General features: G+C 32.6%; 10 protein-coding genes. 8 read left to right on the top strand and 2 right to left on the bottom strand.

Annotation, left to right across the window (positions count from 1 at the left end; all coding sequences use genetic code 11):
- Positions 1-57: 57 nt before the first annotated feature.
- Together B6D18_RS00385 and fmt are read left to right on the top strand one after the other, a co-directional pair.
- Entirely contained in the window at positions 58-399 is a 342-nt protein-coding gene (locus B6D18_RS00385; RefSeq protein WP_086362656.1) for a hypothetical protein, read from the top strand.
- Positions 400-519: 120 nt separating this feature from the next.
- Positions 520-1485, top strand: a complete 966-nt coding sequence (fmt, locus tag B6D18_RS00390; RefSeq protein WP_086362657.1) for a methionyl-tRNA formyltransferase — start codon at positions 520-522, stop codon at positions 1483-1485.
- 37 nt (positions 1486-1522) lie between these two features.
- Here fmt and tehB read toward each other — a convergent pair whose 3' ends face one another.
- Positions 1523-2383: an SAM-dependent methyltransferase TehB gene (gene tehB, locus B6D18_RS00395; protein ID WP_086362658.1), complete on the bottom strand. Its 861-nt coding sequence runs from the start codon at positions 2381-2383 to the stop codon at positions 1523-1525.
- 218 nt (positions 2384-2601) lie between these two features.
- Here tehB and B6D18_RS00400 point away from each other — a divergent pair, with 218 nt between their 5' ends.
- From B6D18_RS00400 to fabI, 4 genes are all read left to right on the top strand, one after another.
- Positions 2602-5148 (top strand): TonB-dependent siderophore receptor, encoded by a 2547-nt coding sequence (locus B6D18_RS00400; RefSeq protein WP_086362659.1) that lies wholly within the window; start codon positions 2602-2604, stop codon positions 5146-5148.
- 55 nt (positions 5149-5203) lie between these two features.
- Entirely contained in the window at positions 5204-6874 is a 1671-nt protein-coding gene (locus tag B6D18_RS00405; protein ID WP_086362660.1) for an ABC transporter ATP-binding protein/permease, read from the top strand.
- A gap of 47 nt (positions 6875-6921) precedes the next feature.
- Entirely contained in the window at positions 6922-9678 is a 2757-nt protein-coding gene (locus B6D18_RS00410; protein ID WP_086362661.1) for a pitrilysin family protein, read from the top strand.
- Positions 9679-9909: 231 nt separating this feature from the next.
- On the top strand, positions 9910-10698 hold the full coding sequence (gene fabI, locus B6D18_RS00415; RefSeq protein WP_086362662.1) for an enoyl-ACP reductase FabI: 789 nt from the start codon (positions 9910-9912) through the stop codon (positions 10696-10698).
- Positions 10699-11137: 439 nt separating this feature from the next.
- On the opposite strand, the gene ppnP is transcribed toward fabI, so the two are convergent.
- A complete protein-coding gene (ppnP, locus tag B6D18_RS00420) occupies positions 11138-11428 on the bottom strand; it encodes a pyrimidine/purine nucleoside phosphorylase (protein ID WP_086362663.1) in 291 nt (96 codons plus the stop codon).
- A 273-nt stretch (positions 11429-11701) separates the two neighbouring features.
- On the opposite strand from ppnP, the gene slyD reads away from it, so the two are divergent.
- A complete protein-coding gene (slyD, locus tag B6D18_RS00425) occupies positions 11702-12274 on the top strand; it encodes a peptidylprolyl isomerase (protein WP_086362664.1) in 573 nt (190 codons plus the stop codon).
- Between the two features lie 164 nt (positions 12275-12438).
- Positions 12439-13110 (top strand): DNA repair protein RadC, encoded by a 672-nt coding sequence (gene radC / locus B6D18_RS00430; RefSeq protein ID WP_086362665.1) that lies wholly within the window; start codon positions 12439-12441, stop codon positions 13108-13110.
- The last annotated feature ends 4 nt before the right edge of the window (positions 13111-13114 follow it).

Genomic DNA, 13114 nt, shown 5'->3' on the forward strand with positions numbered 1-13114 from the left:
ACTGTTACTATAAAGTGTCTGGATGATAAGACAATTTAAGGAATAAGGAGTTAGAAAATGAGTAATGCTCAACAATTTTTCATGTTTATAGGCATAATGACATGCCTAATTGGCAGTTTTAGTTTATTTATTTATATATTAACAGTGTTACATACATTAACAGTAAAAAAATCAATAAATAATAATAAAACATCAGATGAAAGATTAATCAAATTATATAATGATGCGAAAAATACTATTGATAATAAATCTAAAATTATCATAACGGCGGTTGTTATGGGCATATTTTGTGGCGGAATTATTGGTGGATTTTTTTACTATTATTTTATCAAAAAACTTTTTACCAACTCTTATGAAATTTACAAAAATGCGATGATTCAACGAAACTTACCGCTATAACTTAACACTTTTATACAACTAAAAAGTGATAGGTATTAAAAACTCATTTTTGTGGTTGCAGATTCTTAATTTAATTTAAAGTATAATATCCATAATTTTTTGATTATGGATATATTGCGCATGCCACAAACTACTAGCCCCTTAAATATTATTTTTGCAGGTACACCTGATTTTGCTGCCACACATTTAAAAGCCCTAATTGACTCAAACCATAATGTCATCGCCGTCTTTAGTCAACCAGATAGACCCGCAGGTCGAGGAAATAAGTTAACGGCAAGCCCAGTAAAACAATTAGCAATCGAAAATAATCTTCCCATTTATCAACCGGCCACACTCAAAACAGAAGAAAATCAGCAAATCATTGCCAATCTTAATGCCGATATTATGATTGTGGTTGCTTATGGATTAATTTTACCTCAAGCAGTACTTGATATGCCAAAATTTGGATGTTTAAATGTTCATGGTTCTTTATTACCTAAATGGCGAGGTGCAGCGCCAATTCAGCGTGCGTGTTGGGCTGGAGATAGTGAAACAGGTATCACCATTATGCAAATGGATGCCGGACTTGATACTGGTGATATGCTTTATAAGTTAGCATGCCCCATTGAATCGTCTGACACCAGTGCAACATTATATGAAAAGTTGGCTAAATTAGGGCCACAAGCATTACTTGAGACACTAGCACTGATTAACCAAGGAAAAATTAAACCAGAAAAGCAACAACAATCACAAGCCACTTATGCGGAAAAATTATCTAAACAAGAGGCTAAATTAGATTGGAATTTATCAGCAATACAACTGGAACGATGTGTGCGAGCATTTAACCCTTGGCCAGTTAGTTACTTTGAAGTAAATGGTGAACCTATAAAAGTATGGCAAGCTGAAGTTATGGCAACTCAACATAATCAACCTGTAGGCACCATTTTACAGGCTGATAAGAAAGGAATTTGTATTGCCACCAGTGATGGATCATTAAATATGACAATATTACAACCAGCAGGTAAAAAACCAATGTCCGCCCAAGACCTACTAAACTCTCGTAAATCTTGGTTTGAAGTGGGTAAAATACTTGATAGTAATCAATAGTCAAAAACAAAATATTACAGGATGATATCCTGTAATATTATCGTTTTTTTGCCAGTAAAGTCGCAAAACGAAGCTTTATCCGATTACCATTAATATCCGTCTTATGCAATTCACCAACATCTTCATTATATTTTAGAATATCCCAATCTTGATAATAATTACGTAATTCATTCTCTTTAAACGTAAATGAAAACCCGACTGAACAAGGAAAATCGTCTGTTGACATGGCACATACAATTAAATTATAACCGCCCGTTTTGGTTATAGTTTGCATATTATCAATAATATCAGGAATTCGATCTGGTTGTAGAAACATCATTACAACTGTTGAAATAATTAAATCGTAATTACCTTTAAGATTAGCTTGGTTTATATCATAAATAGATGCCTTGATATGAGATAGATCATCATTGGCAATAATTTGTTGTAAATTACTGATACTCATCTCCGATTTGTCAACAGCATCAACATCAAAGCCAAGTAGCTGCAAAAAAAGTGAATTACGACCAGAACCACACCCTAAATCTAAAGCTTTTCCTGCTTGAATAATTTGACAAACATCTAACACATCAGAATGCGTTTTCGTCATTTGATATTTTTTCTGGGTATAATCTTTAGGTTTACAATAAAAAGCCAGTTGACACTTTAGATCATCAGATACTTGCGCAATTCGATGCCATTGTTGAGGCAAAATAAATGGAGGTTGATGATCAATATCGAAAATATGTTGAGAGATAATATCTCCCTGTTCAGTTAACATATCAAAATTCACATAACCTTTAATAATGTTTAATTTCGCCCATGTACCTATTTGTGTATTATGCTTTTCGCGAAACAAAGTTGGTAAAGTATTAACATCCCAAATAGGCAACGTTTTATAACAAACTAAATTTTTCATCTCAATACCATTAATAAAATCACCTAATAGTTGACTATTATAGTCAACTATTAGGTGATTCAACAACTTTTTTTAAAAACTTTTATTTAATAAAGACATAATACATAGTTATGCATAAAAAATGTGATATATGTCACATTTCTGTCAAATTAAATTGATTTAAATGATAATGATAATAAGATCCATTCTTATTTAAATTAGTTATCATTAAATTTATCATGTGTAAACCTTATCAAATCTACTCAATCCTCTGTTGTTTATTATTTCCAATTTACACTCAAGCCGAAGATGTTAAAGATGAAAAAAAACATCAAGATAACAAAGAAGCACTAACTGAAGAAAATAAAGAGGATAATAAAAAAGAGGTTATGGTTGTAAAGGCAAAATTTAACTCCAATCCTATAGCATCACAACCAGAACTTATTACATCAGAAGAAATTCGTACCGGTACAATGGGTAACGGCAATATTACCGATATTTTAAAAACATTACCGTCAATTCAAGTATCAAATAGTAGCAATAATGGCAATCAACAAGGGGAAATCAAACCCTCTAAAGTTACAATTCATGGCGCATCAAGCTATCAAAATAATTTTATGCTAGATGGCATTAGTTTTAACAACGATATTGATCCGTCAAATCCTAATGATGATATTACGGCTACACGTATTAATTCTGATGAGCAAGGTCTATATATTGACAGTCGTTTAATCGATAATGTTAAAGTTTATGATAAGAACATTCCTGTGGAATATGGTGGATTTACTGGCGGTGTTATTGATGTTACCGGACGTCGTTGGAAATATACTACAGGAGGTAGTGTTTACTACAATACTACTCGTTCAGCTTGGAATAAAATACATACCGATAAACGTGTTGATTTTAGTCCTACACAAAATACTTCAAACCGACCAAATCGTTTTCAACCACATTATAAAAAAGAAAACTTTGGCGGATGGTTTGAATCTGGTATCACTGATAATTTAGGTTTTGTTTTCTCCGCTTCTCGAAAAGAATCAGATATTTCATCTTACGCTTATCGCGGTGAAGCAATTATTCTAGACTCATCAAACAAAATTGCAGCTATTGACGCTGCTGGTGGCTATAAAGATCAAACACGAACATCCAATAACTACTTATCTAAATTTAGTTGGTATATGACGGATAATACCTATTTAGATTGGTCAGTAAATTATTCTAATTACCAGGACTATTCATTTTCTGCCAATGTTGCTAATTCTGGATTTAAAACTAACCATACTGGCATTGGCTCATCATTACAGTTAACTTCGCAACAAGATTTAGGTGAATTAGAATTAACTACCGGTTACCAGGTATTAGAAGATAAACGTAAAGATGACCAAAAATATTATGTTTCTTATCGTTATGAAAATTGGATGGAACCAGATGAAAACTTTGAAAAACAATCTGGTGGTATTGGTGATTTAAAAACTAAACAAAAAAATACCGAATTAAAAGGTAAATTCACATTTACGCCGATTAATTGGGGTAACACATTACATCAACCAAAATCTGGATTTGAATTCAAAAAAACAAACGCATCTTATATCCGTAATAAAGACTTTTTTAGATATAACTTTGTTAATTATAATGATGTTTGGAAGAATTGGATGATCAATGCCTTCAAGAAAGGAACTTATAGTGCAGATTATAAAAACTACGCACTTTATGCTGACGATACTATCACCTATCACCGCTTAACCTTACAACCAGGAATACGGGTTGACTACGATAATTTTGTGAAAAATTATAATGTCGCTCCACGAATAGCGACAACCTATGATCTATTTGGTACTAAACAGACTAATTTAATTGCTGGTTATAACCGCTATTACGGTAGAACAATGATGGGCTATGCATTATATGGTGCACAAAATGGTGGATTATATAACTGTAACCACGACAAATGTAAGCCAGGTGATGTCATTGGTGATAATTGGACAAACAAAACTGATTTTGAAGGTTTAAATCATCTTTCTACACCTTACAGTGATGAAATTAACTTTGGTATTGAACAAAAAATTCTTGATACACTGTGGAAATTTGAATATGTACACCGTAATAGCCGTGACGAAGTAGTCAGTAAACCTAAATATGCTAGATCTTCGGTACGCACATTTGACAATACAGGTAAAAGTGAACATAACAGTTTTGCTATTAGTGTAACTAATCCCGAAAAATGGAAAATTGCTACAACTGAAAATACCTTAAAAGCATCGATTATCTGGGAAAAAAATCAGAGTAATACACCAAAAGTAGGTTATGCTCATTATGATGCTGCCGGAAGAAGAATTAATAAAGATTATGTTTATTATAATGGGAAAGTTATTAAAGCGTCCAAATTACCAGCAACTGATTTTAATCTTCCATTAAGATTTAATTTAGAGCTTACGACTGCGTTTCCTGATTATGATCTGTCAATTTATAATCAGTTCCAATGGCATGCTCAACGCTCTCAAGCTGTGAGATATGAAAGCTCATACAAATGGGATCCAGACAAAGGCCAATTAGCACGTTATGATCGTGAAGATTTTGGTAGTACATTTCGTTGGGATGTAAAAATGCTATGGAAACCGAGTTTTGCTTATGGTGCGAATATGTCATTGGAAGTCAATAATTTATTAAATAAACGCAATGTAACTGATCGATATAATTATGGTGTTGACGCTAATGGCAACCCTATTATCTTAAATTCTTATGATATAGGTCGCCAATTTTGGATGCAAATCGGCTATGATTTCTAGTCTACCATCATTTATCATTGTGTTTTTTAAGTAACTTAATAGAAATAATAAGATCGTGAGCAAGTTAAAACAATTTTATTTTTTAGTTAAACCTTTTTGGCGATCATCACAATCAATGGTCGCTTGGTTATTACTAATTGTTACTATTGGATTGAGTTTAACATCAATCTGGTTTAATGTCTTAATCAATGAATGGAATGGTAAGTTCTTTGATGCTTTACAACGTCTTGATAGTACTACTATTTACAGTTTATTATTACAATTCATTCTATTGATTGCCATTCTCATTTTATTAGTTGTTTATGCTGATTATTTAAGAAAAAAATTATTAATAAAATGGCGTAATTGGATGACAGTGCATATTACCCAAAAATGGCTGTCTAAAAATGGGCAGCATTACCATTTACAAAATCGACAACTTGAACCTGATAATCCAGATCAACGTATTGCTGAAGATATACATCTATTAATTTCGCAATCATTAGGTCTACTCATTTCTTTTTTAACATCAACATTCACTTTTGTTTCGTTTTCAATGATCCTATGGAATTTATCAGGATCAATTTCATTCAACTTGTTTGACATCACAATAACCATACCTGGTTATATGTTTTTCGTCTGCCTTTTATACGTTACTTTTGGTATATTACTTACCCATTTAATTGGTAGAAAACTACATGGTATTAATGTTGAAAAACAAAAAAATGAAGCAAACTATCGTAGTGCCCTAATTCGATGTCGCGATAATAGTGATAACATTGCTGGGCAGCATGCACAGGAGCAAGAACAAACAAAACTACAACACCATTTTTCAGCTATCATCCGCAATTGGTACCAGTTGATCAATAAAGAACGAAACTTATTGTTTTTCGTCAATGGCTTTAGCCACATCTCATCATTGGCTCCAATATTTTTTGCTTTACCTAAATTTATTAGCGGTGCAATCCAATTAGGTGGATTGATGCAAATTAGGATGGCATTTACTCAACTCAATAGTGCATTAAGCTGGTTTATTTTCAGTTATAAAGATATCGCAGTATGGCAAGCAACAGTAACAAGACTTTATAATTTTGTCATATTACTAGAAGAACCAATTGAACCTAATATAAAAAATGATGATTTAGAATCTAACTACCTATTAAAGGTAGCTAATTTACAAGTCATGAATACTAATAATTTACCTTTAGTTTCCATCTCTTGCCAATTAAAAGCAGGACAATCATTACTAATAAAAGGTGTGTCAGGAAGTGGTAAATCAACATTATTAAAAAGTTTAGCTGGATTTTGGCCTCATTTTTCTGGATCGATAAATCGAACAGATAACTATATTTGGTTACCGCAAAAAAGTTATATTGGTTTTGGCAAATTAGCTGATTTAATAAGTTATCCACAACATGCCAATGTTTATAATCAAAATGAATTAGAAAAAGCATTAGAGTTTGCAGGATTAACTGAGCTAAATCATGAGCTTGAAAAAGAAGATAATTGGGAAACAAGATTATCTGGTGGTGAAAAACAACGATTATTATTTGCTAGGTTATACCTGAATAAACCTGATTTATTATTACTTGATGAAATTACATCATGGCTAGATGTTGACAGTGCAATAATCATGATAGATCGCTTAAAAAAAACATTAACACATAGTGCGATAGTATTAGTTTCACATCAAAATGAATTAGAGCCATTAGTTAACCAAGTAATTAATATTAATAAAACATTGTAGATATTTATATAGATCACAATATCTAAAGTATTTTTATAGGACGAAAAATGAAAAATTTGATTGTTTGTTGTGTTTTATTTGTACTAACCGCCTGTGTACAAAGCACATCACTTCCACAAGATCCCATGATAAAACGTTATCAATTGGATAATGGTTTAACAGTAATTTTAATGCCAAAACAGAGTGATAGCGCTGAATTAAGATTAGTTATCCATAGTGGCTCAGTGCAAGAAACAGAACAGCAAAAAGGGCTAGCACATTTTGTTGAACATATGGCATTTAAAGGTACAAAAAACTTCCCTAACCAATCAAGCCGGAAACAGTTAGAAAAATATGGCATAACATTTGGAGCGCATATTAATGCCGTTACTAGTTTTAACTCTACAATATATAAATTATCATTACCAACCAATCCACAAGCCATTCAAACGGGTCTACAGGTAATGGCGGACTGGGCTTATAATATCTCATTTGATCCTGCTGATTTTAATCAGGAACGCAATGTAATTGTCGAAGAGTGGCGCTTACGACAAGGTGTTGCTTATCGAATTAATGAACAACTCGATCAATTACGTTACCAAGGAAGTTTATACGCTAATAGCTCACCTATTGGATCGTTATCTATAATCAAAAATAGTCCGGTTGAAGAAGCTAAAGCTTTTTATCAAAAATGGTATCAACCACAAAGAATGAGCTTAATTGTAATTGGCCAATTTAATGAACAATCTATACGCCAAGAGATAAACAAATATTTTGGTGTTGCAGATAAAGGAAACTCACCAATAGATATACCATCTTTACGACAATTTTCTTCTCAGCCAACTCCGCTAGTTAAAATGATATTTGATGCAGAGCAAGGGCAACGATTGATCCAAATTATGCTGCAACGCGATGCTATTGCACCATTAAATACTTCACAAGGAATGACTGATGATATTGTAGATCAAATTTGGCTATCTATTCTAAATAAACGCCTGCAATTGATTACTGAAAATCAAAAATTGCAACTAGCTCAAGTGAAAGAGCAAAGTGTTTTATTAGATGAAAAAAGAATACAATACCTACTATTTGCTATTCCAAATCAAAATCATTATCAAGAAACGCTACAATTAATGTTTGATGAGCTGCAACGATTAGCGATAATGCCTGTATCTAAAAAAGAGTACGAACAGGCCACTAAACAGATATTAACCAAATTATCACAACAAGCAGCAAGTGAAAATAATTACCGTAATAACCAATTAGCTGAACGCTTAACCACGGCAGTCGAATACCAAATGCCGATGATAAATAAAAAACAGCAATTAGCTATAACACAATCAATTATTAATCAAATAACACCGGAAAAGCTTAAACAAGTTATTTCTCGTCGTTTAGAGCAGAGTCACTTACGCGTTGCAATTATCGGACCTGATAACGATAAAAAAATAATATCGCAAAGTGCTATTGTTGCATTATGGAAAGCAACTCGACATAAAGATGATACTCAACTGAGTGAATTTACTTATCAAACTCAAAATAAACCCTTAATCATTGCACCTCCAGTACAGGGTACTATCGTTAAAACAAATACATTAAAAGAGCTTGATAGCGAAGAGTGGATTCTTAATAATGGTATGAGGGTTATTGTATACCCAAATCAAAAATTAACTGATAATATCCAAATCAATTTAAGAATTCCAGGCGGTCAATCATTAGATGCTAATTCACAATTAGGAGCAGTAACTTGGTCTCAGCAATTAGCTGAACTCAGCGGTTATGGCAATTATAGCAGTAAAGAATTACGGCAATATGGAGAATTAAAACCTTATGCTGAGCTTCTACATCATGGTTTTCAAGGTAGTACAACCGATGATCAATTAGAATCGTTATTTTCTATACTCTATTTAAAATTAACAGCGCCACAATTTAATTCACAAAAATTGTCATTAGCACAGCAAAATGCTGTGTTGATGCAAAATAAATTACCAGTAGAAAGAAAATTTTTAGATTTTATCCATAAAAATACATTTAATAATAGTCAACGTTTAATGGTTGATCCAAATGGTGCATGGCGTCACTTTACTAGCACACAATTACAATCGACTTATCAAATGCTCTACTCATCACCAAATTCGATGGTTTTAACGATTTCTGGTAATGTAGATACAAAGCAACTAAAAGCATTAACTGTAAAATGGCTTGCAGGGATTAACGGTAATTCCACTAAGTTACATTGGCATAACAATCATATCACGCCAATTAACAAGCCAATGCAATTTAATTATCCACATGGCACCAGTGATAAAGCAATGGTAAGTCTATTGTATACAACTAAAGCAGATTGGAGTCAAAACAATCAACTTGCTTTAAATTTACTTGATAAAGTTGTAAATGCTCGCTTACATACTGCTATTCGAGAACAAAACTCTGGTGTTTATACTATTATTTTTTCAGAGCAGATAATCAAGCGACCAGAATCTTACTACCTTGCTAGGCTTAATTTCACCACCGATCCTAAACGGGTCAATGAAATTAAATCTTTAGTTAATCAAGTTATGGATAATATTCGTTCACATGGTATTAATCTTCAAGAGCTCAGCATAGCGAAAAAAGCATGGAAAGAAGATTATAAAGAACAACAAAAAAGTGCCCAATATTGGAGTACTGCCATCGCTCAAACAGCAACAGATGATGGTAATTTTGTACAATTAAATCAACAATTAACACAAGTTGAAGATATTTCATTAGAAACCGTCAACGAACTTGCGCAAAAATTGATAGGTCAAAACCCTAAAATATTTACATTATTACCGAAAAAATAACCAAACTTATTACAGGGCAATGCCCTGTAATATATTAAAATAGTTTATGGCTTACCTTATCATAAACAATAATTGTCAATTACGATTCAAATTAACTATAACTATTTGCGACTAAAATAAAAAAAGCAAATAACCAATTAAAAAATAAATTTATAGTAGCGAAGTTAACTATATCAACATATAATCATCAGCATTCTAGACTATATAGTGAAAATATTAGAGGAATAATTTATGGGATTTTTAACAGGTAAACGCATTCTGGTTACCGGCGTTGCAAGCAACCGTTCTATCGCTTATGGTATTGCAAAAGCAATGCATCGAGAAGGCGCAGAATTAGCCTTTACTTATCAAAGCGAGAAATTAAAAAGCCGTGTTGAAGAGTTTGCTGCTGATTTTAATTCTAATATCGTTTTACCTTGTGATGTAGCACATGATGACAGCATCACATCGTTATTTACTGAGCTAGCAAAAACATGGGACAAATTTGATGGTTTTGTACATGCTATTGCGTTTGCGCCAGGAGATCAATTAGATGGTGATTATGTTAATGCGGTAACTCGTGAAGGTTTTGCTATTGCCCACGATATCAGCTCTTATAGCTTTGTAGCTATGGCTAAAGCTTGTCGTTCAATGCTTAATCCCGATTCAGCATTAGTTACTCTTTCTTACCTAGGTGCTGAACGTGCAATTCCTAACTATAATGTTATGGGTCTTGCTAAAGCATCTTTAGAAGCAAATGTACGTTATATGGCAAATGCAATGGGACCTGAAGGTATACGTGTAAATGCGATTTCAGCTGGTCCTATTCGTACTTTAGCTGCATCAGGTATTAAAGATTTTAAAAAGATGTTATCACATTGTGAATCAGTTACCCCTATTCGTCGTACAGTAACTATCGAAGATGTGGGTAATTCAGCAGCATTCTTATGTTCGAACCTATCATCAGGTATTACTGGTGAAGTCATTCATGTAGATGGTGGATTTAGCATCGCAGCTATGAATGAATTAGAACTTAAATAATATCAACTTGATATGCAAGCAAGGTGTCAGTTATTTATTCTGACACCTTATTTTTTGATTTATTACCATGATATTTTGTATCTTAACCTCTAAATAATAAAACTTTTGTATAGAGTAAATTAATATTACTGTCTAATTCAAAATATAAAATTTTTACTAATCCATTTTATCTGTAATTTCATACTATATCTGTTAATCTAAATCAAAAGCTCAGCATCTTAATTTTAAAAATTATCTATCGCTTTTAACAATTAATTGCAATAATGATGATTTAATAACCATTATATTTATTTTATAGAACCTTAAGAATCTAAAAAATTATCATTGCCCAAATAAAATATAAACCAATTTTACACGAGCGAATCTAATGGTTAATTTAATAATATTATTTGTAACACATTAGTGTATCTTTAATAACTATAACTTAATTAGCTAATGGTTATTTTGCTAGGTAACGACACAAATAAGCGGTTGGTTCTGATACCTGAACATCGAATTTGCTTTCTTTAGCAATATGAAAAACTTGACCAGCTTCAAATATTTGCCAATCATTTGCCATAGGCAATAACACTTTAAGTGAACCGGTTATGACGGTCATTTCCTCTGGATTATCAGTATTAAAAATATATTCACCTGGTAACATCACACCAACAGAGACTTTACCGGTAGAACCATTTTCAAAACCGATAGATTTTACTTTACCTTCAAAATAATCATTAACTTTCAACATAAAATCCCCTTTCTTCACTATTTTTAGTCATTAGCAATAATTTAATATTAGCTACAATAAAGTACTGTGTAAAATTCACTCTATCAGCTTAATTGATTTCAACTAGCTATCCAACTATTATTTATCAATTAAAAATTATCATTTAAAGCAAAATCAGTTAAAAAATATAACATTAGCAAAACTTGTTAAAATGCAAAGAAAATAGCATACAGATCGATTTTTTTCCGTTAAAATCTAACACTATTTGCTCAATAACAGTTTGTTGGAGAAAACATGAAAATAGCAAAAAACACAGTGGTAAGTTTAGCATATCAAGTTCGTACTAAAGATGGTGTTTTAGTTGATGAAGCAACAACAGTTGCGCCACTTGAATATCTACATGGTGCAGGAAACTTATTACAAGACCTTGAAAATGCCTTAGAAGGCCATCAGGTGGGTGATAAATTTGACGTTGAATTAGTTAATCCTTATGGTGATTTTAATGATGCACTAGTACAAAATGTACCACGTGACGTTTTTGTTGGTGTCGAAGAACTTGAAGTCGGAATGCGTTTTTTTGCAGATACAGATCAAGGATCTTTACCTGTTGAAATAACTGCAATCGATGGTGATAGTGTAACTATCGATGGTAATCATATGTTGGCAGGTCAAGATCTAAATTTCAATGTTGAAGTATTAGCAATTCGTGAAGCAACTCCAGATGAAATATCACACGGACATATTCATGGTGCTCATGGTCACGACCATGGACATGGTGGCTGTGGTTGTGGTGGACATGACCATGATGAAGATGAAGAAGAAAGCGGTTGTTGTGGCGGTGGACACGGCGGCTGTGGCTGTCATTAATTTTCGAATAGATAATCAGTTAAAAAGCGCTTGTTAGCGCTTTTTTATTTAGCGTAAAAATAATCTCATTATTGCGAGTTAGTTCACAATTTTCAATTTCTCTACTTATTATTTTTCACAGCATAAACAATAATCACATTTTCGTTAATAACAATAACTCGATTATGCCAGCACAAACCCCTACTTTAATGCCTCGTGAAAAATTATTACTATTTGGTGTCGAAACACTATCCGATGCTGAATTACTGGCCCTTTTTTTACGCACAGGAATAAAGAATTTACCAGTCTTAGATTTGTCACAAAAATTATTAAATGAATTTGGCTCATTTTATCATTTAATCAATGCCAGCCACGATGAATTTTGTAAAAAGCAAGGTCTTGGAACCGCAAAATATACACAGTTAAAAGCAGTAGTTGAACTTTCTAATCGTTATTTAAAAGTTAAAATAAGCCATGAAAGTTACCTAACCTCACCAAGCTTAACCCATCATTACCTCGCTAGCCGCTTAATGGATAAAGATCGTGAAATCTTTATGGTGATATTTTTAGATAACCAACATCATGTCATTACATCTGAAGAAATGTTTGTTGGAACCTATAACTGCGTAGAAGTTCATCCAAGAGAAGTTGCTAGACGGGCATTACAATATAATGCAGCTGCATTAATTTTAGCTCATAATCATCCATCTGGATTAGCCGAACCAAGCCAAGCTGACCGTATATTAACAAAAAAAATTGAACAAGTTTGTGAATTGATTGATGTACGTATAGTTGATCACCTTGTAATAGGTAAAGGTGAGTATGTTTCTTTTGCAGAACGAGGATGGATTTTATAATTAC

Origin of the sequence: Gilliamella sp. A7, from assembly GCF_002142015.1 — a bacterium.
GTDB classification, from domain to species: Bacteria; Pseudomonadota; Gammaproteobacteria; order Enterobacterales; family Orbaceae; genus Gilliamella; species Gilliamella apis_A.